This window comes from Acetobacter orleanensis (genome assembly GCF_001581005.1).
Classification (GTDB): Bacteria; Pseudomonadota; Alphaproteobacteria; order Acetobacterales; family Acetobacteraceae; genus Acetobacter; species Acetobacter orleanensis.
In genome coordinates, this window is record NZ_LHZV01000061.1 from 76446 (window position 1) to 103347 (window position 26902).

Below are 26902 nucleotides of genomic sequence, written 5' to 3' on the forward strand. Positions count from 1 at the left end.
CGGCATTCAGCATAGGAAGACATGCGTTCCTGTTACGGAAAGCAAAGTTAGCGCTATCTGTCACAGATGGCTCCAGCCGCCCTTTGCAAAAAACAGTGGGCAACCGTCATGACCAAGAGCTCTTACCTCCCCGTTCCCTTCATGAAACTGACCGATGCGGGTTACCGCCACCCGGCCATGAGGGGTCTCTAGTGCTCCTGCCTGTTGGAGGTCAGCCTCGTGGCTAGGGGGCACGGCGAACAGGATTTCATAATCATCGCCCCCTGTGAGGCAGATCTCACGCCAATGTGGGCCGCAGGCCGTGGCCGCTTCGGAAAGAGGCACTGTTGCCGCGGTAATAGTCACGTCTAGCCCGCTCTCCCGCGCAAGATGCCCAGCGTCCTGCAGGAGGCCGTCAGAGACATCCATAGCGGCAGAAGCCAGACCGTAGAGCGGAAGGCCGACACGAGGCTGTGGGAGCCTGTAGCGGCTAGCCAGATACCCTGACGGATCCTTCAACTGCCCTTGCAGCACCCGCAGGCCGAGCGCCCCGTCCCCAATTGTTCCCGTCACCCACAGGCCGTCGCCAGCCTGTGCGCCTTTGCGCTGGATGGCCTGTCCGCACGGTACTGAGCCAAGGATGGTAAGGGAAAGGACCAGAGGCCCGCGCGTGGAGGTTGTGTCCCCTCCCAGCAGGCTCAGGCCAAAACGCGTCTGGTCGGCATTCAGGCCGCTACAGAAGGCCGCAAACCAGCTATCGTCCAGCCCGGGAGGACGGGCCAGTGTGAGCAGCCACCCTTCCGGGGTGGCGCCCATGGCGGCTAGATCGGACAGATTACAGCGGAGCAGCTTGCGCCCGATGGTTTCCGGCGGGTCATTCGGCAGAAAATGAACATTTTCCACCATGGCATCGGCAGCAATCACCAGTTCTCTGCCTGCCGGAGGCGTAAAAACAGCCGCATCATCCTTCAGGCCCAGAGCAGCCGGGCCTGCCAATTTGGCAAAATGCCGATGGATGAAGCTGAATTCCTGCGGCAGGTCAGTCAGTGCTGTCACCTTTTTCGTCTTTTTCTGCGGACTCTTCTGCCGGGGCGTTTGCCAGCCTTTTCATGATGGTGTCGAGCACCCCATTAACCAGCTTGGGCTCATCCCCCGAGAAGAAGCCGTGTGCGATGTCCATATATTCGTTAATCAGCACAGGTGCTGGCACATTGGCTTCAAAGACTTCACCGAGAGCCGCCTGAAACAGGGCGCGAAGAACAGGGTCCAGACGCGCGACTGGCCATGTTTCGGGCAGGGTCCGCGTCAGTTGTTCCAGAATAGCGCCACGTTCGGCGACACCCTGCCGGACAATAGCGCAGAAAAGCTGCGTGTCGGCCTCGGGGATATACCCTTCTTCATAAGACGCATTATCGAGCGTGGTGCCAAAACGATGCACCAGAAACTGCTGGATAACGCTCTCCGAGCGGTCTTCATTCTGCTCAATCTGAAAAAGAGCCTGAATGGCTGCAACGCGCGCGGCTGTGCGTGGTCGTTGCGCGCCTTTGAGTTCTGAGTGATCCTGCAGCTCTGTCATCCCTATCTCCTGCCTGCCCGTATGAGGGAGCGGGGTTTCATGGCTTCTTTATGCCACGAGGTCCAGTCTTTTCCTGCATATCAGCCTCTGATGAGTCCATTGACGTCAGAATTTCTGAAAAATCCCGTGCTTCCGTGAAATCTCTGTAAACGCTGGCAAAGCGGACATATCCCACGGTATCAACCTCGCGCAGGCCGTCCATGGCCAGTTCGCCAATCCGCGCGGACGGGACTTCCGTCTCTCCGGTGGCTTCAAGCTGCCGCACAAGGCCTGTTACAATCTGCTCGATTCTGCTTTCCGACACCGGGCGCTTACGCAGCGCAATGCGAATGGAACGAGTAATTTTTTCCCGCTCAAACGGCGCACGGCGTCCATCGGCTTTCACGACAATCAGATCACGCAACTGCACGCGCTCAACCGTTGTAAAACGCTGGCCGCAGGACAGGCAGGCTCTCCGCCGCCGAATGGCAGAGCCTTCCTCATTAGGGCGACTGTCCTTGACCTGACTATCCGGGTTCCCACAAAAAGGGCAACGCATCGTAACGTGAGCCTTTCTCACTCTGGCAGAAACGCAACCAGCATTTTTTCACGCTTGGCGTTCTGGCGTGATCGTGCGGTATAATGGCCGCAATAAAGTTGTCTGGCCCGCCAGTCTATACCGGCCATGGGCTATAAAAAACTGGAGTTACGATGAAAATTCGTTTTCGTACCGGGTATGTGACGGCCGTTCTGGCGACCCTGACTCTCACCGCCCCTGCTATGGCGGAAGATCGGGACCCCGGAAATGCCTTGCCCGGCCAGAATGATGCCCAGAAAGATATCACCATTACCGATACCAGTATGCAAGTTATCGGACGTGAAAACCACATGGCAGGTGTTTATTTTACCATCAGGAATGATGGCGCAAATGCGCACCTCATAACCGATGTTCGGTCTCCCGCGTGCCGCACGTTAGTCGGCCACCATTCTGATCAGGAAAGCACGTCGGGCACGCTTACCCTGTTTACCCACCTGTCTCTGCCCGCGCATACAACGTTGGTGTTCCCGTATGGTGGCTACCATCTGCGCTGTCTTGATATGGATAATTCTGTCCAGCCGGGACAGGACGTGTCCTTCACCTTCACATTTCTAGGCGGCTCAACCAAAAATATGACGGTGAAACTGGACCCGGCTCAGGCAGCCCCTTGAAGAAAGCGCATCACTTTTTTTCTCCCGCTTTTGAGGTCTTCTCAAAAGCGGGAAAGCAGACAATCTCTGAGAGGGTTAAACTGAACTAGGGTTCGTCAATGTCCGTTTGACGGCCTGATGCCAGCCCGCAATCATCGTTTTCCTCTGCTCATTTGCCATAGAGGGTTTGAACAGCGCACCACGGGCCCATTCAGAGGCCAGTGTTTTTTCATTGTCCCAAACACCCGTTGATAGTCCGGCAAGGAAGCCAGCACCAAGAGCCGTTGTTTCAATATTACGCGGGCGCTCAACATTGACCTGCAACATGTCCGCCAGAAACTGGCAGAACCAGTCATTGGCCGCCATGCCACCATCAACGCGCAACGCTTCAGTAGTCCCTGCCCCGTCCTGCGTCATGGCGGTCACCAGATCCAGAGTCTGATACGCAACAGACTCCAACGCCGCGCGGGCGATATGGGCCGCCGTTGCATCCAGTGTCAGACCGCAGATCAGGCCGCGTGCATCCGGGTCCCAATGCGGCGCGCCAAGCCCCACAAACCCCGGCACCATATAAACGCCATGGCTATGTGGAATACGGGTCGCCATATCATCCGTCTGAGAAGCATGGGTGATCAGGTGCAATCCATCCCGCAGCCATTTGATGGCCGCACCAGCGACGAAGATCGAGCCTTCCAGCGCGTAAGACGTTTTGCCGTTGATACGATAGGCAATGGTCGTCAGCATCCGGTTTTTAGACGTAACGGGCTTTTCGCCAGTATTCAGCAGCACAAAGCAGCCGGTCCCATAAGTTGCTTTAGCCATTCCCTGAGAAAAACACGCCTGACCAACCACGGCCGCCTGCTGATCCCCCGCCATGCCAGCAATCGGGATAGCGCGTCCGAAGAGAGACGGATCGGTCTCCCCAAAAATGGTGCTGTTATCCTTGACCTCTGGCAGGAGAGCCGCAGGGACACGGAACAGGCGCAGCAGGTCCTCATCCCATTTCTGCTTATGGATATCAAACAGCAGTGTCCGGGAAGCGTTCGTAATATCCGTTGCATGAACCTTGCCGCCGGTCAGCCGCCAGAGCAGGAAGGAATCAATGGTGCCAAACGCTAGTTCGCCCTTTTCGGCTCTAGCCCGTGCTTCCGGCACGTTATCCAGCAGCCATGCCAGTTTTGTGGCGGAAAAATACGGGTCAAGCAGCAGCCCGGTGCGTTCACGCACGAGGGCTTCAGCACCTTCTTCGCGCAGTTTCTGGCAGACGGACGCCGTGCGGCGATCCTGCCAGACAATGGCGCGATGGATGGGTTTGCCGGTTGCGCGGTCCCACACCACAATGGTTTCGCGCTGGTTTGTAATACCAATGCCAGCAATGCGGCTTGTGCCACCTGCTTTTTCCAGCGCGGCGGTTGCGGTGGCCTTCGCGTCGTTCCAGATATCTTCCGGGCAATGCTCTACCCAGCCCGCTTTAGGATAGTGCTGGGCGAACTCCTGACGAGCGCTTGAAATTTCATGAGCGTTTTTATCAAACACAATGCTACGGGTAGATGTTGTGCCCTGATCAATCGCCAATACGTAATCTTGCTTGCTCATCGCACGGTATCCTTATTGCTGGAGCACTTAATCTTGAGCAATGTCAGGCTGCCGTGCCCGGACGATTGCTGGCATGAAGGGTTTTACAACCCCCTGATAGAATCCGGCTCCCACAAGACCGCCCACAAGCGGCCCGGCAATCGGCACCCACCAGTAATTTCCGGGAGAAGGAAGCGCTGCTTCACCCCACCCGGCGAGGTAACAGAACAGACGCGGCCCGAAATCACGCGCGGGGTTGAGGGCCCACGCTTCCAGATAACCGGCGGAAGCCCCAATCGTTGCGACCAGAAGGCCGATAATCAGAGCGCTTGAATTGGCCTGAGGTGCCTGCGTGTTATATTCGCATGTGATCGCGAAAATCCCGAGCAGCAGCATGGCTGTCAGAATCACCTCGTCAACAAAGGCATGCATCGGGGTCACAAAGTCACCCGGATGGGTGAAGAAAACGCCAGCAGCAGCCCCGTCGTGCCGCCAATCCAAGTGGTTAACGGCAGCATAATGCGCAATGACGGGGGAGAAGAGCACGTAAACAATCGCAGCACCCAGAAAGCCGCCGACAACCTGCGCCACCCAGTAAGGGACCACCTTTTTCCAAGAAAAACCCCGGTAACAGGCCAGAGCCAATGTGACTGCGGGGTTGGCATGGGTGCCGGAGACGGCGCCTGTGACGTAAATGGCAACCGTCACGCCCAGTCCCCAGACAATACATACGCCCCAATAGGCCATCTTGTAGGGACTGGGGTCATAGAGCGAATACATCGCCGCTACGGAATCCCCAAAAACAATAATAATAAAGACCGCGATGCACTCAGCGATCAGTTCGCCAATGAAGGCGCGTTGGGTAATTGTCATACTTTCCTCTTTTTGTTTTTTATTTGGAAAGAGTTGGCTGGCAGTTAAAAAATTACGCTACCTTCTTCTTGACGTATTCGGCAACAGCCTTCTTTTCAGTCTCTTTCAGATGCAGGCCAAGTTTGCTGCGGCGCCACAAGACATCTTCTGGTGCGCGCGCCCATTCTTTAGCAATAAGGTAATCGACTTCGCGTGTGGTCAGATCCCCACCCAGAAGCTCACCCATATCCTGTATGGAGTTCGCCTCGCCGATAATCTCGTAAGCCCGGCTTCCGTAGTTGCGCATCAAGCGCCACGCAAGCTGCTCTGAAAGCCACGGCGCAGCGCGACGCAGGCGCGCCAGCGCACCGTCAAAACCGCCCGCGCCGATGTCACCGCCCGGCAGAACTTCACTTGCCGTCCAGCTTGCGCCAGCCACGGCTGGCAGAACGGGAGCCAGCTTTTCAAGCGCATGCTCGGCCAGCTTGCGGTATGTTGTAATCTTGCCGCCAAAAATAGACAGCAGGGGCGCGCCATCCGTGGTGTCAAGGTCCAGCACATAATCACGGGTCACGGCAGAGGCGTTGGCGGAGGCATCATCATAGAGCGGTCGCAGGCCCGCATAACTCCAGACAACATCACTCTCCCGAACCTGCGTCTGGAAATAACGATTCACGCTCTCACACAGATACGTCACTTCATCCGGCGCAATGCCAACGGTGCCGGGCGCTTCTTTCCATGGAATATCGGTGGTGCCGATCAGCGTATAGTTCTGCTCATACGGAATGGCGAACACAATGCGTTTATCAGGATTCTGGAAGATATAAGCCTGCGGCCCTTCAAACACGCGCGGGACAATAATATGGCTGCCCTTGACCAGTCGCACGGATTTGGAATTAGGGATGCGCAGCGTTTCGGAGAGCAGCCTGGCAACCCATGGCCCAGCAGCATTCACCAGCGCGCGGGCTTTGATGGTGCTGGTCTTGCCCGTTGTGCGATCCTCCAGAACCGCCTCCCACAGACCATTCACGCGGCCCGCTTTAATCAGGCGTGTACGGGTGCGGATTTCAGCACCGCGTTCCGCAGCGTCAATCGCGTTGAGAACAACAAGGCGGCTGTCCTGCACCCAACCATCGGAATACACGAAGCCTTTTGTATAGTCTGGCTTGAGCGGCCGACCAGACGAATGTGTGCGGAAGTCAACGCTACGGGATTTGGGCAGCGTCATGTTGGACGCCAGATGATCATACAGGAACAGACCAGCCCGGAGCATCCATGCCGGACGCACAAGCTTTGAGTGCGGCAGCACAAAACGCATCGGCCACATAATGTGCGGCGCCATGGCCAGCAGCCGCTCACGCTCTGTCAGCGCCTCACGCACCAGACGGAATTCATAATATTCCAGATAGCGTAGCCCACCATGAATCAGTTTGGTGCTGGCGGAAGACGTGTAGCTTGCCAGATCATCCTGCTCGACAAGCAGAACAGACGCGCCACGCCCCACGGCATCGCGCGCGATGCCTGCGCCGTTAACACCGCCACCGACAATCAGAAGATCATAAGGTTGTGCAGGAGAAGGAGCAGACTCTGACATTTTTTCTTCCAGTTACACCAAAAAGGAACACGGGCCTTATTCGTATCCGAAAAAGTAAACCAAAAACAATGGCTTTAATGTGGCTGACCCGCACCTCATCCCCGTGTTTAGGTTTTCTTTTCCGAAAACGGATGTTCGTTTGCGATATGGAGACCAACTCCCGCCTCTTTTAAAATGCTCCGGATACCCGCAGGCGGCGGCTGATCTGTGTAGAATGCGCTGACTTCGGAAATATGCCCCACACGCGCCATGGGCCTACGCCTGAATTTGGTATGGTCAGCCAGCAAAAAGACTGTCCGGGAGTTCCGGATGATGGCCTGTGCCGCCATAATCTCATCAACATCAAAATCCAGCAGCGTTCCGTCTTCATCAATACCGCTGATGCCGATCACGCCGAAATCAGCGCGATATTGTTCAATCATGGCAGCGGCGGCCGGACCGACAATGCCGCCGTCCCGCAATCTGACTGTGCCACCGGCAATTACAAGGCTACAGTCGGGTGCGGGAGTCAGCAGGGTTGCGACATGGATATTGTTGGTAATGACCCTCAGAGCCCGATGCATCCGCAGGGAGCGGGCGAACGCCTCAGTTGTCGTGCCAATATTGATAAAAAGGGATGCGCCATCGGGGATGGCCGCTGCGGCTTTTTCACCAATGGCGTCTTTTTGCGAGAGATTTAGAATCTGCCGGTCTGAATAGGCGATATTTTCCGCAAAAGAGAGCGCACTGGCTCCCCCATGGTGCCGCGCGAGCAGTCCCTCGGCGGCAAGACTGTTCACGTCACGCCGAACCGTCTGCACGGTAACATGGAGAACCTTGGCCAGATCCTCGTTCGCCACATAGCCCTGCTGCTGCACGCAATGCAGGATATGGGCGCGTCTTTCCTCAACGGAAGCCATGTTATCCTTTCTGTGTGGCGCTCAAAACAGCCAAGACAGCCTCGCCATACCGTTCCAGCTTGGAACGACCAACGCCCTTTACCTCGCCAAGTTCTGCGAGCGTTGTGGGCATCTCCATCGCAATGTCTCGCAGGGCAGAGTCATGAAAAATAACATAAGGCGGGATTTCCTGCTCCCGCGCTTCCTCCAGCCGCCAACTCCGCAGAGCGGCGAACAAGGCCTGCTTTTCTTCTGGGAGATCCGCCAAGGCTTCAGAAGACCGCGTTCGTCCGGTGGCAGCTTTTTCAAGCTCCTGCGTCGCATCGGCCCGTAAGCTGACAGCTTCTTCCCCGCGCAGAATTGGCCGCGCGACATCTTGGTTAAGCGCAAGCCCGCTATACTGCCCCTCGCTCCGCAAAGCGCCGCGCGCAATAAGTTGCCGCCCAACACCCCGCCAGAATGGCTCGCTTTTGTCCTTACCAATGCCCCAGACAGAGAGTGTATCGTGATGATTTCTCTCAACTGCGTCCGTCAGTTTCCCACGCAAAACTGCAATAATATGCAGCGCGCCAAATCTCTGGCCAGTGCGATACACAGTGGAGAGAAACTTTCTGGCGGCGTCCGTGCCATCAAATGTCACAACGGGGTAACGGCAATTATCACAATGGCCGCACGCGCCGTCCAGCGTTTCCCCAAAACAGTGCAGCAAGGCCCGGGTACGACACCCTGTTGTTTCAGTCAGCGCGATCATGGCCTCCAAACGGCTGCGCATAATACGCTTCTCGCTGTCTGGGGCACTTGACTGATCCAGCCAGTAACGTGCTCGAGCCATGTCTTCGCCGCCGTAAAGCAGTACGGTTTCAGACGGCAGGCCATCACGCCCTGCCCGCCCGATCTGTTGATAATAGGCTTCTGGAGAGCCGGGCATATCCAGATGGACAACGGCCCGCACGTCCGGGCGATCTATCCCCATTCCGAAAGCAACCGTGGCGACGATGACAATCGGTTCACCCGAGCGAAAACGCATCAGGGCCGCGCGTTTTTCAATTGGGGAAAGTCCCGCGTGGAAAGCCAGTGCTGTCCAGCCTTTATCCCGTAATGCGGTGGCAATGCGCTCTGTACGCGCGCGGCTGCCACAATAGACGATACAGGCTTCATCTCTGTGTCGTTCCAGAATAGAGGTAAGCTGTCCCATTTCTGAAGCCTTGGGCAGCGCGGCAATATTGAGGTTAGACCGGTGAAAGCTGGAGACCAGAACCTCAGCGTCCGGCATATCCAGTGCTGCGAGAATATCTTCGCGCGTCCGCTCATCCGCCGTGGCTGTCAACGCGACACGCGGGACCTGCGGAAAATGTTTGGGCAGAGACGCCAGCGCCCGATATTCCGGCCGGAATTCATGCCCCCACGCCGAGATGCAATGCGCCTCATCTATCGCGATGACGGAAATGGGTTGCCGTTTAAGCTGTTCCAGTGTGCCGGGCGATAACAGGCGTTCCGGTGAGACATAGAGCAGGTCAACACGCCCAGCCGCCAAGTCTGCCCGGATTTTTGCGGCTTCATCCCCTTCCAGTTCAGAATGAAGAGCCGCTGCATTGATGCCGACCTGACGCAACCCCGCGACCTGATCATCCATCAGGGCAATCAACGGGGAAATGACAAGCCCCATACCGGGTCTGCACAGGGCAGGCACCTGATAGCAGATGCTTTTCCCACCACCCGTTGGCATCAGGACAAGAGCATCGCGCCCTTGCATGACGCACTCAACCGCCTGCCCTTGCAGGCTCCGAAAATCTGGAAACCCGAAAACCGCGTGCAGAACGTCTTTCGGGCTGGTGTTCACAAACCGATCACGCCCACCGGTCTCGCTCCCCGGAGCGCAGGCCGGAAGTCTCGTGTCGCTTTGTGCTTCACTCATGGAAAATCAGGGATTAACCAGTTCGATTTCCACACGGCGCGCACCAACTGTCATGCCTTCACCACTTGTGGGCGCGCGCGGCGTCTGGCGGATACGGTCCCCAGACACGCCATCATCATGCAGAGTTTGCGCCACCAGCTTGGCGCGCTGGATAGCGATCAGAGCATCGGCAGAAAGATCACCCCCGGCTGCGGCGTAGCCTTCAACCTGCACTATGCTGCCGGGATGTTTTTCTGCTTTTTTTGCGGCTTCCGCAATGACAAGCCGGGCAGTGTCAGTCAGTTCCACGGACTGGTTGGAAAAGAAGACAACATACTTACGCGCTGGCTGAGAGGCACAGGCCGCAAGGACAGAAAGGCCAAGGAGAGGCAGAAGGCGACGCATGGGGAGGATCTCCAATGAGGATAAAAAAGCTTTAAGTAATGTTGTAAATCTGCCTGTAAAATTTTCTGGAAGCCAACTCTTTTCTCGGGTCACGTTAGAGAGGGAGGGCACTGTGCTCTTCAGGCAGCGGCGGCAGCGGCCACTCCACCTGAGAGACGCCATATCCGGTCCAATGTTTCCACTCCTGTCAGGCGATGCGCAATCAGAATAACAGTGCGGCCTTCTGTCACCGTATTAAGCGTGCGCAGGAAGTCCTGCTCTGTCTGGGCATCCAGTCCAGTCGCTGGTTCATCCAGAATCAGGATAGGAGCCTGCGTCAGCAGAGTTCGCGCCAGCGCGATGCGCCGCCCCTGCCCGCCAGAGAGTTTAATCCCCCCCTCACCCAGCCACGTATCCAGACCATCGGGCAATGTCCGCACCACGTCAGCAACAGCAGCGTCTTCCAATGCCTTCCACAAATCCTCTTCCGTAGCGTCAGGACGGCCGAGAAGCAGATTGGCGCGGATGCTGTCATCAAACAGATGCGTGGCCTGAGAGAGCCACGCCATGCGTTGCCTCAGAGACTCTGCTCGGATGTCGGCAATATCTTTCCCGCCAAGCGTGATGGTCCCTGCTTCCGGCGTGGCGGCCTTGAGCAGGAGAGCCGCAAGGCTTGATTTGCCAACACCAGAGGGACCGAGGATCGCAACGCGTGAGCCCGCCGGAATATCAAGAGTGAGACCGTCAAACACCAGAGGGCGGTCTGGAGCCCACCGAAACGTCACGCCTTCCAGATGAATATGCGTATCTGCTGGAGCCTCTATCAGCGCCTTATTGTGTGAGGCAGTTGGTGCATGTCCAGCAACTTCAACCACACGCCGTGCCGCAGCTCCCATCACACCGGCCTGAAGACCTGCCCGTGTCAGCGCGCCTGCGCTTTCAAAAGCCGCGACTGTCAGAAATAGGGTGCCCACGGCTGCCAGAGCAGACAGATGGAGAGAAAATGCACCAGCAGCGGCAAGCAGAACCAGAAAAATGGCAGCCTGCCCGCATAGGAACGCAGAGGCGTTGGCGTAAGCAGCCCGGCGCGCCAGTTTCATCTGGCCTGCAAGCAATGCCGCGTCATCCGCCTGAACATGGGCCAGAATACGCCCTTCTGCCCCAAAGGCGCGGATTTCACGCAGCCCGCCGACCAGATCCAGCACACCTATACGCAGGGCAGCCAGATTTTTTGCCAGACGCTCGCCTTCTGCCCGACTGGACCGGGCAATAAGGTAGGGCACTACAAACGCCGAGCAGGCAAACAGCACGCCCACAAGTGTGCCCAGCAGCACACTCTGCTGCCCAAGCTGAACAACAAGAACAGGCAAGGTCAGGCAGGCACAGGCAAAAGGCAGCAGAATGCGCAGATACAGCCCATCTAGCGTCCCGATATCGGACACAAGGCGTGAGAGCATATCCCCAGCCCGACGAAAGCCGAGCCCGGCAGCGGCTCCCTCTGCCAATGAATGGAAAAACCAGACGCGCAGATCAGCCAGCGCACGGAACATGGCGTCATGCGCGAACAGGCGCTCTGCATAACGCAGAACAACGCGCCCGATGCCAAGCCAGCGGAGCAGAGCTGTGGTAATCACCACCTCGCCCAGCACGCTGCTGGCCAACCGCAGGCCAGACGCCTGCATCAGCACCAGCCCGAGGCACAGGGCAATCAGCGCCAGCATGACACCAATAATCAGCCGAGGAGCCTGCCGCTGCCACAGACGGAGAATGCGCAGAACAGCCTGACAATCAGTTAAGGCGCGAGTATGGTCTTCTTGGTGTGACGTTTTCATCTCACGCGGCCCCCTGCCGTGTCACAACGCGCCCCATATGGAGGTCCACCCGCCGACCATTGAACATATGCACGGCAGCGGAATGGGTGGCGAGAACAACCGTCCGACGCAGTGCAAGACGTTGCAGGCTTTCAAAAACACTTTTTTCGGTTGCCGGGTCCAAATGTGCTGTTGGCTCATCCAGCAGCAGGATGGGGGCGTTTTTCAGATAGGCCCGGGCAATGGCAATACGCTGAGCCTGCCCACCAGAAAGACCAAAGCCACCTTCCCCAATCCGTGTCTCCAGACCGTCCGGTAGAGACGGCAAAAACTGGTCTACAGCTGCCGCTTTAACGGCGGCCATCAGGTCTGCTTCATCTGCGTCCTGACGGGCAAAGAGGATATTGTCTCTCAACGTGCCCGCAAACAGGACTGGCTTCTGACCGATCCATGAAATCATACGCGACAGCGAGTCAGGCACGATGGTGTCCAGCGGCGCTCCGTTGAGGCGCACACTCCCGCTGTCTGGCTGAATAAAGCCAAGAAGGAGTTCCATGATGGTTGATTTGCCCGAACCAGAAGGACCGGCGAGAATAAGTGTCTCGCCTGCCGGAACGGTAAAGCTGACATGGTCAAGAGCCTGTCCACGGGCTGGGTCCCACGTAAAACAGACATCTTCCAGAGAAATCATGACGCCGGAGGCATTCACCGTGCGTGCGCCTTCTGGAGAAGAACGCGGTTGAGCCTCGGGCAGGTCCAGAATGGCCGTTGCTGCCCCCTGCGCATGAGCGCGGTCCTGATAAGCCAGCGCCAGCGAACGCAGAGGTGCGAAAAATTCCGGAATAACAAGCAGCACAAACAGGCCGCTGGTCAGCGTATAGGCGAGTGCCGGAGATGCGCCGTCGGAAAGAAGGGCCATGGCCTGCTTTCCATCCATAATGGCAATCAGCACCAGTGCGACGACCATCGCGCAATCAATGGATGCAGAAGAGAGAAATGCAACACGCAGAATTTTCATCGTGCGTTTGCGGAGTTCTTCAGCAGCCTCACCGAGCCGCTGCGTTTCATCGTCCGCACGGCCTGCCAGCACGATGGTGGCAATGCCCCTGACGCGATCTAGAAAGCGGGCCTGAAGGCGTGTCATGGCTAGAAACTGGTTGCGGGAGGCAACGGCTGCTCCAATACCAAACAGAGCCTGACCAAACGGCACCGTTGCGCCGCACAGACCGAGCACCAACGCGGCTTTGGGCTGTATGAAACCAACGGGCACCAAAATCAGGAGGGGTGCGGCAATCCATAGCGAGGAGGCAGGCACCCACCGGGCGAAAAAGCCGTCCAGTGCTTCTACCCGGTCCACAGCGATGGTGGCCAGTTCTCCACTATGAGTCTTGCGCAGCAAAGCTGGACCGCCAGTGAGGATTGAAGCCAGCACTTCCCCACGGAGCCTGCGCCGGGCGTTAATGCCAGCTTTGGCCGAGGCGGTATCGCTCAATGCCATAATTAAGGCACGAAGGAGTGCTAACCCCGCGAAAATCAAGACAGGCCGCAAGGCAAGCGTGTGTCCGCCTCCCCCTGCGACAAGCCCAACAAGGGCTTGCCCCAGCACAGTTGCCACGCACCAAGCCTGCCCAACGCCCAAGAGGCTGGACAGCAACCCGGAAACTACAACTGGCCGCGCTGCCTTGCGCCCCAGACGCGACTGCGTCCGCGTCCAGCCACGTATCGCTACTTTGTCACCACTCATAGGTTAGGCATTTATACCGGACAGCGAAGGACGCAAACACTTAAGGACGCCACTCCCTACTGCGGGCAGAGCATAGCGCCCATGATGGACCGTATCAGCCCGACTTTTCTGCTGCATCATGATGACGGATTTTTCACTCGCTGATCAACGAAAATATGAATCTATAAACCGTTCCATTATCCCCGCTCCGAAAGAGCTGGGCATTAAGTTGCCGTGCAAACCCCCTAATCAGCTTGCGGCCAATTCCGTGCCGCTCTCCCGGCGTATCGTCATCAAAACTGCACCCGATTCCGTCATCCGCGATTGTCAGGGTCACGATGTTATCAACTAGACGAAGTTCAACAGAAATGGTGCCGCGCTGTCCATATGGGAAGGCATATTTAATGGAGTTGGTGACAATTTCCGTCATGATCAGCGCCAGAGGCACCGCCTGATCCGGGTTCATTCGGAAATCGTCCGATTCAATCTTGAGCGTGATCCGCCCGGTTTCCCCCTCTCCCGCGACATGCAGCGTTTGCTCGCACAATTCCCGCAGAAAATTGGCCATATCCAGGCTATCCAGCCGGTCTTCCGCATAAAGCGTTCTGTGCAGGGTTGCGAGCGCGCGAACCCTATCGCGCGCCAGCGCAAACTCCGCACGGACTTCCGGGTGTGAGATACGGCTAGCCTGCAAATTCAGTAGGGACGCGACAATCTGAAGATTGTTTTTTACCCGATGGTGGATTTCACGCATCAGGAGTTCCTGATGCGCCATGGCCTTGTTCAGGCGCGCTTCATGTCGGCTTAATCGGCGTGTGGCACGCGTGAACGCTTGTCCAAGCCGTTGCAGTTCCAGCGGCATGGACCGGGTGATTCGGGCATCAAACACGCCCTCCATCTGCCATTTCTGTACAGAATAGGTCAGACGCCGTATCGGCCAGACTAGAACAATATTTGCGGCCAGTGTGACGCCAACAAGTCCCGCCACCAGAAGAACCATCAGAACAGAAATTTCCAGAACCATCGTGTGCAGCGCATCAGCCTCACGCGGCGTTCTTTGTGTCGCCACCAGAATATCCGCTCCTCCAGCAATCGCCCCTAAAGCATAGCCGCCTTCAGAGGTTGGCATCGAAACCACTGAACCTTCACTGACATTAAGCTTCTGCTGCAATTGCTGCACGACGGCCGCAGCTGGTGGCGTCCAGCGGCAATCTGTACAGACAGAGGACAATGTTCCATCTTGGTTGATGAGCCACGCTTGTAGCGGGTTACTCTCATCTGAAAACGCCTGCCAGCCTGCGCTGTTAGCCAGAAAGGCGGCTTTTCTGGAAAGTTGCAGGATACCTACCAGATAGCCACGCGTTTCTGGAATCGAGAGAAAAATGGCAGGAACTGTGACGCGCAAGAAAGACCCTTTGGACTCAGGATTTCCCTCGTCCTGCACGGCTTCCAGCAAAATACCCTGAAAAGACGGTGCAGGTTCAGTCGCGCCGATATTGTGACAACTGCTGCCGGGTGGCGTTATGGTCTGGATAACCTGTCCATCACTATCCAGAACGCCCAGAAAACAATAGCGCTGCCCGCTCATGGTCTCAGCTAGACGTAAGGCATGACCAATTTGCTCGGGGGTTAACCCCATGCCGCCAATGGTTTCAAGCGCACTGCGTAAGCGGTCGGTATCGTGACGGAACTGGAGGTCCAGCCGCGCAATAGCGATGGCAGCACGCTGGGCACTGCCAACCATGAGTTCATTATAATTATGGAGGGCCAGAATAGTGCTGACTGCCAGAACGGGAATCCCGGAAAGGCAGATCAGCACCCGCATCCGTGCGCTGGTGGTTGCAAAAATATGCCCCCATCCAGAGAGCAGAGAGAGAAAAATATGGCGCGCCGAATACCAACGCCGCCCGCCTCTCCCGTGCTGATCAGGATTATTCTCCGCGATCTTCTTCAATGAGCCTCAGCAACTCTTCTGGAATTGGCTCGTTCGCCACGTCATCAAAAAGCTGATGCAGCCCGCGTTTCAACCAGAGATCAAACGCTTGATCAGACGTTGTCTCTGGTCTTTCTTGTGGCTTCTTATCCATGATGTTGCCCATCTGGCACCACTGCCGCACCCGGCCTGATGGAAAGGTCACATCGTCCGCGTAACTCATCATCTGACATGCCCAAACCGCTTCGTCTCTTCCGCTTTTTCAGTGGGCGAGTGCCCACAGAGTCCTTCCGTCAAACACCTATAGACGTGTTTAGGCCATTCTGACGGTTTTTCTGGCTGAGCTTGCGGCGAAGTGCGGAGGTCTGCGTCTTAAGTCGTTCATCTCCAACATGCTCTTCCCCTGTCATCCAAGCTTCAAGCTGTCGTCTCGCACGGAAGACACGGCTTTTGGCGGTACCAACAGCACACCCTGCAATATCAGCAAGTTCCTGATAGCTCATTCCTTCCAGCACACCCAGCACAAGAGCTTCCCGCTGGTCGTCTGGCAGGCGTGCAAGCGCTGCATCCAGATCTTTCAGGACAATACGATCTTCATGCGGCGCGTTTATTGCCAAAAAGGACGCAGGCATATCGTCAATATCAGTCGTGTCGCGCTTTTTGCGCAGATCAGAGATAAAGCGGTTACGGAGGATACGATGCATCCATGCCGCAAAATTCGTTCCCGGCGCAAAGCTGTTTTGCGCTGCCAGCGCGTTGCAAACGGCGTCCTGCACCAGATCTTCCGCCGCTGCACGGTTGCGCGTGAGAGCGAGAGCCTGAACGCGCAGTTTCGGGAGAATGCCGATAACCTGATCGTGGAATGAGTTTGTCATGATCTTTTTCTCCGCCATTTGCGTTGTCTTACTAGGTGAATGAATAGCGGCGGAAAAAGGTTACATCTTTTTTTGAAATTTTTTTTGGAAGCGCGTTATGGCTCCGCTGATGGCTCCAGACCGCCCTCTGTCCCTTCCAGCAAAGCCTGAAGATGCGCCCGGGCGCGCGAGACGCGAGTTTTCATCGTGCCGACCGTAACGCCGCAGACCAAAGCGGCATCTTCATAAGTCATTTCCTGTGCGCCAATCAGGACCAGCGCTTCGCGCAATAGGGGAGAGAGGCGCCACAAAAAATGATCCAGTTCCCGAATAGCCGCACGCTCCTGCGTCACAGGGCCGCTGTGCGTCACCCGGTCAGGGCTTGCAGCGTAATCGCTTAAAACTTCCTGCTCGCGGTTGCGCCGCCGCGTCTGTTCGAGAAAAAAATTTCGCAGAATGCAAAAAAGCCACGCCTTGAGGTTTGTTCCCGCCTCAAATTGTTCCGCCTTGCTCAGTGCGCGCATGACGGTTTCCTGAACCAGATCATCCGCCAGCGCGGCATCTCGGGATAGAAAGCGGGAAAATGCGCGCAACGACGGAAGGAGCGTTAACAGCTCTGTCCGAGAGAACGATGTCGTGGCAACATTGTCAGAATGTTGTCGGTCTCGAATCAGAACACTTCCCCTTTTCTGCAAACAATGACACATATCATTGTTACGGTCGTGCTTAGTCTAAGCCCTACTCCACGCTAAGGAGCCTTGTCATGCCAGAGTCGCTGCGCAGCGCTTTAATTCAGGCGTTACCCTACGGCAGGCGTTATGCCCGCGCGCTGACAGGGAGCCAGTCGGAGGGAGACCTTCTTGTTGCGGAAAGTCTACGGACGCTAACCACAAGCCGCCCGTCAGATGACCTTCCCTCTCTTTGCAGGCTTTATCAGGCAATTTCCAGACATTTCGCCTCGCAGCCGGAGAATGACGGGCCTGAGCATGGCCTATCCATCGTCCAGCGTCAGCTTCTGTTACTGACAACGCTTGAAGAAGTTTCTCTTGAAGTCGCCGCCAAGATTGTCGGACTTTCAGATAAAGACGCAGCCAAAGATCTTGAGACGGCCCATTCCTATCTCAAAACCGGTATTCAGACATCCGTCCTGATTATTGAGGACGAGCCGATTATCGCCATGGATATTGAAGACCTCGTGTTGCAGTGTGGTCACAAGGTTATCGGCATCGCGCATACGCAGGCAGATGCGATCCGCCTTGCACGGGAAACGCGGCCCGGCCTCATTCTGGCAGATATCAATCTAGGCGCTGGAGGAGACGGCATACGGGCGGTAGCTGAAATTACCAAAAGCCACGCGGCCCCAGTGATCTACGTGACAGCCTATCCCGAACGGCTATTAACGGGTGAGACCTCCGAACCCAGCTTTGTGATTACCAAGCCGTTTGAACCGCTGACGCTTGCTGTTGCGACCTATCAGGCTGTCAGTAATTGGGCGCTGGCCCACTCAACCGGACCTGTAACGTAATATAGCCTCTTGCGTCCGCGCACACTCTGCCACAGAAACAGGGAATGGCTCCCCCTCTCCTCCTCCTTCAGGACATTACTCTCACGCTTGGCGGAAATCCTCTGCTTGATAAAGCAGGTTTTTCTGTTTCAGCGGGTGAGAGACTCTGTCTGGTCGGCCGCAATGGCTCCGGCAAATCCACACTCCTGAAAATAGCGGCTGGCGTTATTCAGCCAGACGCAGGCACGTTGTTCCTGCAACCCGGTGCAAGTCTGCGCTATCTGCCGCAGGAACCTGACTTATCCGGGTATGCGACGACCGCAGACTACGTGCTGGCACACATTACGGACCCAGCGTCCGAATGGCGCGCCGCCGCCATGCTTGATGCGTTGGGGCTCACTGGCAAGGAAAACCCAGCGACAGTCTCCGGCGGAGAGGCCCGACGCTGCGCGATTGCCGGAGCACTGGCTTCCGCCCCTGATATCCTGTTGCTGGATGAGCCGACCAACCATCTGGACATGCCGACCATTGAGTGGCTGGAGCGCGAACTTCTCAGCTTGAATTGCGCCATGGTTATCATCAGCCATGATCGACGGCTGCTTTCCACACTCTCCCGGTCCGTTGTCTGGCTGGACCGTGGCATGACCCGCCGTCTTGATCAGGGCTTCAGCCGGTTTGAAGAGTGGCGCGAAGAGGTTTTGGAACAGGAAGAGCGTGACGCTCACAAACTGGACCGACAGATTGCGCGGGAAGAAGACTGGATGCGCTACGGGGTTACGGCCCGTCGCAAACGAAATGTACGCCGTGTGAGTGAACTGGCGGCGTTGCGAGCCGCCAAGCGTGACGCGGTGCGCGTACAGGGCACGGTAACGCTTGCCGCCCAAAGTGCTTCAACATCCAGCCGTCTGGTGGCTGTTGCTGAAAATATCAGCAAATCATGGGGGGAACGCTGTATTGTCCGCAATCTGGACCTACGCGTTCTACGCGGAGACAGGCTGGCAATTGTAGGTGCCAACGGCGCTGGCAAGACAACCCTTTTGCGCATGCTGGTTGGTCAGGATCAGCCGGACAGCGGCACGATAACGCTTGGGCCGTCTCTCTCCATGGTGACGTTGGATCAGCAACGTCGGACGCTGGACCCCAATAAATCCTTGGCCGATACGCTCACAGGCGGCGGTGGTGACATGGTGCAGGTCGGCACGGAAAAGCGGCATGTTATCGGGTACATGAAAGATTTTCTCTTTAAACCGGAACAGGCACGGACACCTGTTGGCGTTCTCTCTGGTGGGGAGCGAGGCCGCCTGATGTTGGCCTGTGCGCTAGCACAACCTTCCAACCTGCTTGTGCTGGATGAACCCACGAACGATCTCGATCTGGAAACTCTTGATCTGCTTCAGGAAATGCTGGCCGGTTATGAGGGTACAGTCCTGCTGGTAAGCCATGATCGTGATTTTCTGGACCGGGTGGCGTCATCTGTTCTGACAACGGATGGTGACGGGATTTGGACTGACTACGCGGGTGGATACAGCGATATGCTGGCCCAGAAAAACGGCGGACTGGAAGCGACTATCGCCGCTGAAAAGCCCGTGGTGAGGTCTGTGACACCATCTAGCGCCACACCATGCACAGTCCGCGCACCCACCAAAAAGCTGAGCTACAAAGATCAGTTCGCGCTCGATAACCTGCCCAAGGAAATGGAAAAGCTTGAGCGAGAGGCCGAGGCTCTGCGCGCTAAACTTGCCGATTCAGGACTCTATAGCCGAGACCCTAAACTCTTCCAGAAATACAGTACCGATCTTGAGAAGATTGAGGGGAAACTCACTGAATCTGAAGAAAAATGGCTGGAGTTGGAGATGAAGCGTGAAAGTCTGACAGCAGGCGAAAATTAATACCTTTCATGCCTTGCCAAGCCCTGCCCCCTAAGCTAATAGGATCCCCACAAACCGGGTGCGTAGCTCAGCGGTAGAGCATCGCCTTCACACGGCGGGGGTCACAGGTTCAATCCCTGTCGCACCCACCACGATAAAACGCAGTTTTCTGCGGGCTTTACGTGGTTTCCGGTTGTTTCCAAAAAGTTATATCGATCCGTTTTGATGTCTATGAAGTCATCTTGGCGCATAGAAATTCGTGCCAGATCCGTACCACTTTTAAGTGGTCGCTATGGAATTGCTCACTACAAACTCGCTTCTTCTCACGCTCCCTCGTTTATGCAACGCTTTTCAAAAGCAGCAACGGTCCGTCTGACTGCCCTGCTTTTGAACACTGTAGCCATGAGGAGTATCACCATGAAGCTCTATTACGCGCCGGGTGCCTGTTCGCTTGCAGCACATATCATGCTGAACGAAACGGGTCTGCCGTATGAAATTATGCGTGTCGATCTCAAAGAAAAGAAAACGGCAGACCATAAAGATTTTCTCACGATCAATCCGCGCGGCGCCGTTCCAGCACTTGAGATTTCTCCAAGCGTTGTTCTGACGCAAAACGTATCGGTCCTGACCTATATTGGTCAGCAGTCAGAAAATGCCGCGTTTCATCCCACGTCAGATACTCTGGAGTTTTTCCGCCTTCTTGAAGCTCTAGGATTCTGTGAGGATGTACACAGCGCCATTGGCGCACTTTTCGCACCGAATATTGCAGATGTGACGCGTGAGAAATTGCAGGGTCTTATTACCCGGCGTCTTTCTCAGGTGGAAGAGCAGCTCACACGCAGCGCAAACGGCTACCTCCTGCCAGCGGGTTTCACGCAGGCTGACGCACTGATGGCGGTTATCCTGAACTGGGCTGGCCCACTTAAAGTCGATCTTTCCGCTTATCAGAAAGCGCGCGCTTTGCACGAGGCGGTTTTTGCTCGTCCCTCTGCGCAAAAAGCAATGAAGGCCGAAGGGTTGATCTGATAACCGAAAGGATATTCAGGTCAGGCAAAAAAATACGGATCAGGTTTGAGTGCCTGATCCGTATTTTTAGTTTTAAAGGGCAAAGACTTTAATGTGCCGGAACAGCCGCCACTTCCGGGTTGAGGCGGTAGCCCCCCCCTTCCGTAATCAGCAGTGAGGCATTAGCCGGATCGGGCTCTATCTTCTGCCGCAGACGGTAGATGTGGGTTTCCAGCGTATGCGTGGTTACCGCAGCATTGTAACCCCAGACTTCATTCAGCAGTACCTGACGCGGCACAGGGCGCGTGCCTGCGCGGTACAGAAACTTCAGAATGGCCGTTTCTTTTTCCGTCAGACGGATCCGACGGTTTTTCAGCGGTTCCTGAAGCAGCTTGGCTGAGGGGCGGAAGGTGTATGGCCCAACGCTGAAGACCGCATCCTCACTATTTTCAAACAGGCGCATCTGGGCACGCAGGCGGGCCAGCAGTTCTGCAATCCGGAAGGGTTTGGCGACGTAGTCATTCGCACCGGCATCTAACCCACGCACAATGTCTGCTTCATCATCAGACCCTGTCAGCATGATGATGGGCATCCGCAGACCGTCTTTGCGCAATTCGGCGCAGAAATCACGTCCATCACCGTCGGGCAGGCTGACATCCAGCAAAAGTGCATCAAACCGGCAGTCAGGAGCTTTCAGTTTTTCCCGTGCTTCTGCAAGAGAAGAGGCTTCCTGAACAGTAAACTCCCCTTCAAGCTGCAATTGCTCGACAAGGGTCTGGCGAAGTATCCGGTCGTCATCAACAACCAATATTGGACGTGCACCCGTCATTGGGTTTTCATCTCCTTAGTATCAGCCTTCCGGTCAGGCTGTCTCGTCTGTCCGTCTTCTCATAAACTTGTCACGTTTCCGCTCAAACCTCTAGTGTGCGTGTGAAATGCGACCTTTATAAAAAATCCGCGAACAGGCACTCTTTAACCATGATGATACACCTCTTGTCTCCCTCATACAGCGGGTCTGACGCACAACTGCATTGCGGACACAAAGTCATGAGTGCCGTCATCGGGCGGAATGGTCTGACTGCGCAAAAGCACGAAGGGGACCATGCGACACCGATTGGTATTTTCCCACTCAGGAAAGTGTATTACCGGGCAGATCGGATAGAGAAACCGCAAACAATACTTCCTGTTGAGCCCCTTAGCCGTAATGATGGCTGGTGTGATGACCAGCATAACTCTGATTACAATCGATTTATAAAGCTTCCACACCCAGCACGGCACGAACAGTTATGGCGTGAGGACAATGTTTATAATCTCATAGTCGTGATGGGATATAACGATAGCCCCATCGTTCCGGGCCGAGGCTCCGCTATTTTTATGCATCTCCAGCGGCCGGATCGCACGCCGACAGAAGGCTGCCTCGCCCTGAGCGAATCAGATTTACGGGCCGTTCTGTCTGCCGGAGCGGATGCTGTGCAGGTCCACGCTCCGGGTTAAAGATCAAGCGGGCAGACGTTACGGCGCGCGCTCTTCCAACTCATCTTGCACGGGTGGGACAAGAGCGATAACGCATTGCCCCCCTTCCGGTCGAGAAAGCGCCTCATCTTCCGCTGAAACAATCGTCATGGAAACACCCTTCTGGAGCACAAGGAAGGCCAGAAGATTGCTGCTTTCATGCAAGAGGGAGTCCTGATTTTCCGGCGTCACGTTCACACACTGAAACTGCCAGCCTTCCCGAACGAGCGTATCCAGAAGCGTGAAGTTCCATGAAGGTTCTCCCATAACCTTGCCACGCGCATCCCGGCTCAGCCCACGATACAGATCAAGCCGTGCAACGCCGGGGCTGACCTGATAGACACGCTGCCTGCCAAAATGTGGGGAAAGATGGGCGCATACCAATCCATTATAGATGGCATCAGGCGTTGTCGCGATGAGGTAGTCTCCGGGCCGTTCTTCCAGACTTTCCGCGCCTTCTTCCGAAAGAACTTCTGCTCTCAGCACGGAAACGCCTGCTCTTTCCGCCCTACGAAGATCGTGACGGGAATTATCCACCAGCACGACGGGCACACCGGCCTGATGAACAGCAATCGCCAGCCCGGTTGACCAGTCATTCGCGCCGACAATGGCCAGAGCTGGTTCGTCCGAGAGCGTGAGTTTCAGCTTCCGTCCAAGGGGACGCAGGCTGAACCCATGCAGGATCATAGTTGAGGCAATGACGGCAAAGACTGCGGGCATGACGAGCCCAGCCCCCGGATAACCGGCCTCCTGCAACCGCATCCCCGCAATGCCCGCCACAGCCGCCGCCACAATACCGCGCGGGGCAATCCAACCCACAAAAATCCGCTCGGCCCAGCTCAGGCTAGACCCCATGGTGGCAAGAAAAATGCCCAACGGCCGCACCAAAAACAGGACCGCCAGCGTCAGCGCGCCAATGGACCATGAGAGGTTGGAAAGCTCGTTGCGCTGAAGGTCCGCCGTCAACAGCACGAACAGAACCGAGACAATCATGACAACCAGAGATTCCTTCATTCTCTGGATTTCGGCCATGCCGGGAATGCGCAGGTTAACTAGCGCCATACCAAAGGTTGTGGAGGCGATCAGCCCTGCCCCGTCCATCGTCAGCGTACCAAGTGCGAACAGAACAAGGGCGATGGTAATCAGGATTGAGCTTTTCAGGACTTCCGGCATCAGGTCTCGCACCAGAAGCCAGCGGACACCCATGGCGGCACCAATCCCCAGAGCGATGGTTAACCCGGCGCTGGCCAGCATGTGGGGCAGAATGAAGCCGAAAAATGTGCCCGACCCTTCACCGGGGCGCATGAGCAGCACTTCCAGCACGAGCGTTGCCAGAATGGCCCCCACCGGGTCATTCACAATGGCTTCCCAGCGCAGGAAGGCTGCAACTTTGGGGTGCAGTTTGGCGTGGCGGAGAAGCGGCAGCACGACTGTCGGGCCTGTTACAACAATAATGGAGCCGAACAGAAACGCCGGTCCCCACCCCATGCCGCCAATATAGTGGGCTGCAATGCTGCCCAGCATCAGGTTGATGGGAAGAGCGACCAGCGTAAGTCGTATCACCCCTTCTCCGGCTTCCTTAAGCTGCCTGAAGTCCAGAACCAGCCCGCCTTCAAACACGATAAGGGCCACTGCGAGTGACACCAGCGGGTGAAAGGCCGAGCCAATCATGACAGATGGATGCATGATTTCCAGCACAGGCCCGTAAATCAGACCAAGGCTGAACAGCAGGACAATGGCCGGAAGGCGGAAGCGCCATGCCGTCCATTGGGCAAGCATGCTCCCACCCAGAACACAAAAAAGGCAGATCAGTACGCTGTTACTCATGGGTATCCATCTTACTAAACCCGGTGACACGCCCACGCGCGCAGAAAAGACCCTAAACTATGCGCAGGCTTAATAAGTTAGATACTTTATGCGTTATTGAGCAAATTTACTCTTAAAGTTCTGTAGGCTCATGATCTGCTTCGGACTTACGTTCCAGCACGGCGGCAAAAAATCCGTCCGTTTCATTCTGATGCGGCGTAAGTGAGAACATGGATGTGCCGCGCAATGAGTCAGGCAGGGCTGTGCTGTCTGACGGCACAAGCTGAAAATCAGAATGACGGGCTAAAAAGGCTTCAACCTGACTGGCATTTTCGGCCCGTAGGATGGAGCAAGTGGCATACACCATACGTCCGCCCGGCTTTACGAGGGATGAGGCGCGGTCCAGAATTTCGGACTGCTTAACCAGTAGTTCTTCCAGATCCTGCTCTGTCATTCGCAGGCGCGCATCTGGGTTGCGTCGCCATGTGCCTGTGCCGCTGCATGGGGCGTCCACCAACACGCGATCAAACGATTTTGCGCGCCGCTTTGCCCATTTGTCCCCAGCCTGAAGCAAATGCCGTTCCACATTATGGACCCCGGCACGGCGCAGGCGTCGGACGGCACCGTCCAGACGGGCTTCAGACACATCACAAGCAGCAATATGACCTTTATTTTCCATCATCATGGCTAGAGCCAGTGTTTTCCCACCCGCTCCGGCGCAGTAATCCAGAACACGCATTTCAGGCGTAACACCCATAATGGCGGCCACAAGCTGGCTGCCTTCGTCCTGAATTTCAATCCGCCCGTCTTTAAAAGGCGTGGTGGATGTTACAGGTAGCCGCCCGTTCAGCCGCAGCCCCCATGGTGAGAGCGGAGTCAGGACTGCATGCAGCCCCTCTCGCCCGAGCGCATTCTGGGCATCCCGTCGGTTGGTGCGCAGAATATTCACACGCAGGTCGAGCGTTGCAGGTTCGGAAAGAGCCGACAGTTCCGCTTCCAGCGTCTCCCCGAAGGTCTCTTCCAGACGGGGCAGCAGCCAATCCGGCAACTCCAGCCGGACCGCGCGCGGCATATCGGCGTTATCCAGTGTGCCACCGGCCAACGCTGTCACAACATCCTGCTCGGCATAGGTCAGGGCACCGGGGGCAAAACGCCCTTCAGCAAAAAGGTCTGCAATTTCACGCGCTGGCCACCCTTTCAGAACAAGATTGGTAGCCGCCAGCGCACGCGGTGTAATATCCGCGCCGCATTTTGTCAGCCACCAGCCCAGCCTGCGCCATGCCCGCATGATTTCCCAAACCATGCCGGAAACTGCCCGACGGTCTCCCCCACCGATATAACGCCGTTCACGAAAAAAACTGTTTGCAACGGCGTCAGCCGGTTTTCTGGGAGCGGCCTCCATAGCAGTCAGAAGATCAATGGAGGCACCCAGCCGAGCAGAAGGAGTCATAGGTAAGGTTCAGTCCCGACGATAGTTAGGGGCTTCACGCGTGATGGACACGTCATGAACATGGCTTTCACGCAGCCCGGCACCGGTAATACGGCGGAACTGCGCATTCTGCTGAAGGTCCTGAAGTTCCCGGGAGCCAGTATAGCCCATACCCGCTTTCAGGCCACCGACGAGCTGATGGATAACAGCCGCCATAGCGCCCTTATAGGCAACCCGGCCTTCAATCCCTTCCGGCACCAGCTTAAGAGAATCCCTTACTTCCTGCTGGAAGTAACGATCAGCCGACCCACGGGCCATGGCACCAAGGCTGCCCATGCCGCGATAGGATTTGTAGGAGCGGCCCTGATACAGGAACACTTCACCCGGGGCTTCTTCCGTCCCAGCCAGCAGCGAACCGACCATCACGACATTTGCTCCGGCCCCAATGGCCTTCACGATATCCCCAGATGTGCGGATGCCACCATCTGCAATGCAGGGCGTATCCAGTTCACGGCAGGCAATGGCCGTTTCCAGAACCGCGGAGAACTGCGGCACGCCAACACCCGCCACAATGCGGGTGGTGCAGATGGAGCCCGGACCAATGCCGACCTTTACGCAATCTGCCCCAGAAGCAATCAGAGCCTGAGCCGCTTCCGGCGTTGCGACGTTGCCCGCAACAATCTGAATGGCGCTATCAAGGGCTTTCAGCCGCTCAACGGCACGCAGCACACCCGAAGAATGGCCATGCGCGGTATCGACAACCAACACGTCCACCCCGGCTTCCACCAGAAGCTTCGCGCGGTTGAAGCCATCTTCCCCCACGCCTGTGGCGGCAGCGCAGCGCAGGCGGCCAAGACTGTCCTTGATAGCCAGCGGGTAGGCCACGGCCTTGTCCATATCCTTGACGGTGATAATCCCGATACAGCGGTCGGCTTCATCCACCACCAGTAGTTTTTCAATGCGGTGTTTGTGCAGCAACTGGCGGGCAGTGTCCGGGTCAGCGCCATCACGCACTGTTACCAGCCCATCATGCGTCATCAGTTCGGAAACACGCTGGTTCGGGTCAACCGCAAAGCGCACATCACGGTTGGTGATAATGCCAATCAGCTTGTTCGTGCCCGGCTCGACCACCGGCAGGCCGCTGATGCCGTTGCGCTGCATGATCTCGCGCACTTCAGCAAGCGTCTGGTCTGGCCCGACTGTAACCGGGTTCACTACCATGCCCGATTCGAAACGCTTGACGCGGCGCACATGCTCGGCCTGCTCTTCCGGCGTCAGGTTTTTGTGAATAACGCCAAGGCCACCCTGCTGGGCCATGGCAATGGCCATCTGATCTTCCGTGACCGTATCCATAGCGGCGGAAATCAGGGGAATATTAAGCTCAATGGAGCGTGTCAGACGTGTGCGAACGGACGTCTGGTTGGGGACAACCTCAGAAGCAGCGGGAACGACGAGAACGTCATCAAACGCCAAGGCTTCGGTAACACGGCTGTAGGGGGAAGAAGTCATACAACGGGAACCCTTGACCAGATTGCGATTGGGGGCACCCGACAGCAGA

The 26902-nt window shown here is 56.5% G+C and carries 24 protein-coding genes and 1 tRNA gene; 6 read left to right on the top strand and 19 right to left on the bottom strand.

The genetic code is table 11. The features are described from left to right. Positions 1-60: 60 nt before the first annotated feature. From thiL to nrdR, 3 genes are read right to left on the bottom strand one after another with little or no spacing between them, the layout of a single operon-like run. Complete coding sequence (gene thiL, locus AD949_RS07640) at positions 61-1035, bottom strand: thiamine-phosphate kinase (RefSeq protein ID WP_048836133.1); 975 nt, start codon at positions 1033-1035, stop codon at positions 61-63. Continuing rightward, a complete protein-coding gene (gene nusB, locus AD949_RS07645) occupies positions 1019-1555 on the bottom strand; it encodes a transcription antitermination factor NusB (RefSeq protein ID WP_048836134.1) in 537 nt (178 codons plus the stop codon). Before nusB ends, thiL begins: the two co-directional genes overlap by 17 nt. 37 nt (positions 1556-1592) lie before the next feature. Then, entirely contained in the window at positions 1593-2093 is a 501-nt protein-coding gene (gene nrdR, locus AD949_RS07650; protein WP_048836135.1) for a transcriptional regulator NrdR, read from the bottom strand. Positions 2094-2245: 152 nt separating this feature from the next. Here nrdR and AD949_RS07655 point away from each other — a divergent pair, with 152 nt between their 5' ends. Beyond that, on the top strand, positions 2246-2743 hold the full coding sequence (locus tag AD949_RS07655) for a copper chaperone PCu(A)C (protein WP_048836136.1): 498 nt from the start codon (positions 2246-2248) through the stop codon (positions 2741-2743). 75 nt (positions 2744-2818) lie between these two features. On the opposite strand, the gene glpK is transcribed toward AD949_RS07655, so the two are convergent. From glpK to AD949_RS07710, 12 genes are all read right to left on the bottom strand, one after another. Next, entirely contained in the window at positions 2819-4318 is a 1500-nt protein-coding gene (glpK, locus tag AD949_RS07660) for a glycerol kinase GlpK (RefSeq protein ID WP_048836137.1), read from the bottom strand. Positions 4319-4345: 27 nt separating this feature from the next. Further along, positions 4346-5170, bottom strand: coding sequence for an MIP/aquaporin family protein (locus AD949_RS07665; protein WP_048836138.1), 825 nt, complete (start codon positions 5168-5170; stop codon positions 4346-4348). Between the two features lie 52 nt (positions 5171-5222). Then, positions 5223-6743: a glycerol-3-phosphate dehydrogenase gene (gene glpD, locus AD949_RS07670; RefSeq protein ID WP_048836139.1), complete on the bottom strand. Its 1521-nt coding sequence runs from the start codon at positions 6741-6743 to the stop codon at positions 5223-5225. Between the two features lie 107 nt (positions 6744-6850). After that, positions 6851-7642 carry a DeoR/GlpR family DNA-binding transcription regulator gene (locus AD949_RS07675; RefSeq protein WP_048836140.1) on the bottom strand — a complete coding sequence of 264 codons (792 nt, stop codon included), beginning with the start codon at positions 7640-7642 and terminating at the stop codon, positions 6851-6853. Position 7643: 1 nt separating this feature from the next. Further along, positions 7644-9536, bottom strand: coding sequence for a DNA helicase RecQ (gene recQ, locus AD949_RS07680; protein ID WP_082064750.1), 1893 nt, complete (start codon positions 9534-9536; stop codon positions 7644-7646). Between the two features lie 6 nt (positions 9537-9542). Continuing rightward, positions 9543-9920 carry an OmpA family protein gene (locus AD949_RS07685; RefSeq protein WP_048836141.1) on the bottom strand — a complete coding sequence of 126 codons (378 nt, stop codon included), beginning with the start codon at positions 9918-9920 and terminating at the stop codon, positions 9543-9545. Between the two features lie 119 nt (positions 9921-10039). Next, positions 10040-11731, bottom strand: a complete 1692-nt coding sequence (gene cydC, locus AD949_RS07690; protein ID WP_048836142.1) for a thiol reductant ABC exporter subunit CydC — start codon at positions 11729-11731, stop codon at positions 10040-10042. Position 11732: 1 nt separating this feature from the next. Continuing rightward, positions 11733-13454, bottom strand: a complete 1722-nt coding sequence (cydD, locus tag AD949_RS07695; protein ID WP_048836143.1) for a thiol reductant ABC exporter subunit CydD — start codon at positions 13452-13454, stop codon at positions 11733-11735. Between the two features lie 133 nt (positions 13455-13587). Next, positions 13588-15387, bottom strand: coding sequence for a sensor histidine kinase (locus tag AD949_RS07700; RefSeq protein ID WP_244463385.1), 1800 nt, complete (start codon positions 15385-15387; stop codon positions 13588-13590). Continuing rightward, positions 15365-15520, bottom strand: coding sequence for a NepR family anti-sigma factor (locus AD949_RS14105; RefSeq protein ID WP_169795429.1), 156 nt, complete (start codon positions 15518-15520; stop codon positions 15365-15367). Before AD949_RS14105 ends, AD949_RS07700 begins: the two co-directional genes overlap by 23 nt. 139 nt (positions 15521-15659) lie before the next feature. Continuing rightward, complete coding sequence (locus AD949_RS07705; protein ID WP_048836192.1) at positions 15660-16241, bottom strand: sigma-70 family RNA polymerase sigma factor; 582 nt, start codon at positions 16239-16241, stop codon at positions 15660-15662. A 95-nt stretch (positions 16242-16336) separates the two neighbouring features. Further along, positions 16337-16834 carry a sigma-70 family RNA polymerase sigma factor gene (locus tag AD949_RS07710; protein ID WP_048836193.1) on the bottom strand — a complete coding sequence of 166 codons (498 nt, stop codon included), beginning with the start codon at positions 16832-16834 and terminating at the stop codon, positions 16337-16339. Between the two features lie 149 nt (positions 16835-16983). Between AD949_RS07710 and AD949_RS07715 the strand changes: the two genes are divergently transcribed. The 4 genes from AD949_RS07715 to AD949_RS07730 all read left to right on the top strand — a co-directional run bounded on the left by AD949_RS07715 (position 16984) and on the right by AD949_RS07730 (position 20618). Next, positions 16984-17745: a response regulator gene (locus AD949_RS07715; protein ID WP_048836145.1), complete on the top strand. Its 762-nt coding sequence runs from the start codon at positions 16984-16986 to the stop codon at positions 17743-17745. A 44-nt stretch (positions 17746-17789) separates the two neighbouring features. Then, the gene (locus AD949_RS07720; protein ID WP_048836146.1) at positions 17790-19613 is read left to right on the top strand and encodes an ABC-F family ATP-binding cassette domain-containing protein; all 1824 of its coding nucleotides are present in this window, start codon (positions 17790-17792) and stop codon (positions 19611-19613) included. A gap of 56 nt (positions 19614-19669) precedes the next feature. Then, a tRNA-Val gene (locus AD949_RS07725) sits at positions 19670-19744 on the top strand. 265 nt (positions 19745-20009) lie between these two features. After that, positions 20010-20618: a glutathione S-transferase N-terminal domain-containing protein gene (locus AD949_RS07730; RefSeq protein WP_048836147.1), complete on the top strand. Its 609-nt coding sequence runs from the start codon at positions 20010-20012 to the stop codon at positions 20616-20618. Positions 20619-20706: 88 nt separating this feature from the next. Here AD949_RS07730 and AD949_RS07735 read toward each other — a convergent pair whose 3' ends face one another. Continuing rightward, the gene (locus tag AD949_RS07735; RefSeq protein WP_048836148.1) at positions 20707-21426 is read right to left on the bottom strand and encodes a response regulator transcription factor; all 720 of its coding nucleotides are present in this window, start codon (positions 21424-21426) and stop codon (positions 20707-20709) included. 149 nt (positions 21427-21575) lie between these two features. Here AD949_RS07735 and AD949_RS07740 point away from each other — a divergent pair, with 149 nt between their 5' ends. Further along, positions 21576-22091: a L,D-transpeptidase family protein gene (locus tag AD949_RS07740; protein ID WP_096430221.1), complete on the top strand. Its 516-nt coding sequence runs from the start codon at positions 21576-21578 to the stop codon at positions 22089-22091. 18 nt (positions 22092-22109) lie between these two features. Here the strand turns inward: AD949_RS07740 and AD949_RS07745 are convergent, their stop codons facing one another. The 3 genes from AD949_RS07745 to guaB form a co-directional block, all read right to left on the bottom strand. Continuing rightward, complete coding sequence (locus AD949_RS07745; RefSeq protein WP_048836149.1) at positions 22110-23936, bottom strand: cation:proton antiporter; 1827 nt, start codon at positions 23934-23936, stop codon at positions 22110-22112. A gap of 112 nt (positions 23937-24048) precedes the next feature. Next, the gene (locus tag AD949_RS07750) at positions 24049-25365 is read right to left on the bottom strand and encodes an RsmB/NOP family class I SAM-dependent RNA methyltransferase (RefSeq protein WP_048836150.1); all 1317 of its coding nucleotides are present in this window, start codon (positions 25363-25365) and stop codon (positions 24049-24051) included. Between the two features lie 9 nt (positions 25366-25374). After that, positions 25375-26853 (bottom strand): IMP dehydrogenase, encoded by a 1479-nt coding sequence (guaB, locus tag AD949_RS07755; protein WP_048836195.1) that lies wholly within the window; start codon positions 26851-26853, stop codon positions 25375-25377. Positions 26854-26902 lie beyond the last annotated feature (49 nt).

Coding starts and splice junctions, on each gene's coding strand:
- nrdR (WP_048836135.1), bottom strand. CDS start 2,093: ATGCGTTGCCCTTTTTGTGGGAACCCGGATAGTCAGGTCAAGGACAGT.
- AD949_RS07715 (WP_048836145.1), top strand. CDS start 16,984: ATGCCAGAGTCGCTGCGCAGCGCTTTAATTCAGGCGTTACCCTACGGC.
- AD949_RS07665 (WP_048836138.1), bottom strand. CDS start 5,170: ATGACAATTACCCAACGCGCCTTCATTGGCGAACTGATCGCTGAGTGC.
- AD949_RS07705 (WP_048836192.1), bottom strand. CDS start 16,241: ATGACAAACTCATTCCACGATCAGGTTATCGGCATTCTCCCGAAACTG.
- AD949_RS07740 (WP_096430221.1), top strand. CDS start 21,576: ATGATGATACACCTCTTGTCTCCCTCATACAGCGGGTCTGACGCACAA.
- cydD (WP_048836143.1), bottom strand. CDS start 13,454: ATGAGTGGTGACAAAGTAGCGATACGTGGCTGGACGCGGACGCAGTCG.
- AD949_RS07730 (WP_048836147.1), top strand. CDS start 20,010: ATGAAGCTCTATTACGCGCCGGGTGCCTGTTCGCTTGCAGCACATATC.
- nusB (WP_048836134.1), bottom strand. CDS start 1,555: ATGACAGAGCTGCAGGATCACTCAGAACTCAAAGGCGCGCAACGACCA.
- AD949_RS07750 (WP_048836150.1), bottom strand. CDS start 25,365: ATGACTCCTTCTGCTCGGCTGGGTGCCTCCATTGATCTTCTGACTGCT.
- AD949_RS07720 (WP_048836146.1), top strand. CDS start 17,790: ATGGCTCCCCCTCTCCTCCTCCTTCAGGACATTACTCTCACGCTTGGC.
- glpK (WP_048836137.1), bottom strand. CDS start 4,318: ATGAGCAAGCAAGATTACGTATTGGCGATTGATCAGGGCACAACATCT.
- AD949_RS07745 (WP_048836149.1), bottom strand. CDS start 23,936: ATGAGTAACAGCGTACTGATCTGCCTTTTTTGTGTTCTGGGTGGGAGC.
- cydC (WP_048836142.1), bottom strand. CDS start 11,731: ATGAAAACGTCACACCAAGAAGACCATACTCGCGCCTTAACTGATTGT.
- AD949_RS07685 (WP_048836141.1), bottom strand. CDS start 9,920: ATGCGTCGCCTTCTGCCTCTCCTTGGCCTTTCTGTCCTTGCGGCCTGT.
- AD949_RS07675 (WP_048836140.1), bottom strand. CDS start 7,642: ATGGCTTCCGTTGAGGAAAGACGCGCCCATATCCTGCATTGCGTGCAG.
- AD949_RS14105 (WP_169795429.1), bottom strand. CDS start 15,520: ATGGATAAGAAGCCACAAGAAAGACCAGAGACAACGTCTGATCAAGCG.
- AD949_RS07655 (WP_048836136.1), top strand. CDS start 2,246: ATGAAAATTCGTTTTCGTACCGGGTATGTGACGGCCGTTCTGGCGACC.
- recQ (WP_082064750.1), bottom strand. CDS start 9,536: ATGAGTGAAGCACAAAGCGACACGAGACTTCCGGCCTGCGCTCCGGGG.
- AD949_RS07735 (WP_048836148.1), bottom strand. CDS start 21,426: ATGACGGGTGCACGTCCAATATTGGTTGTTGATGACGACCGGATACTT.
- guaB (WP_048836195.1), bottom strand. CDS start 26,853: ATGACTTCTTCCCCCTACAGCCGTGTTACCGAAGCCTTGGCGTTTGAT.
- glpD (WP_048836139.1), bottom strand. CDS start 6,743: ATGTCAGAGTCTGCTCCTTCTCCTGCACAACCTTATGATCTTCTGATT.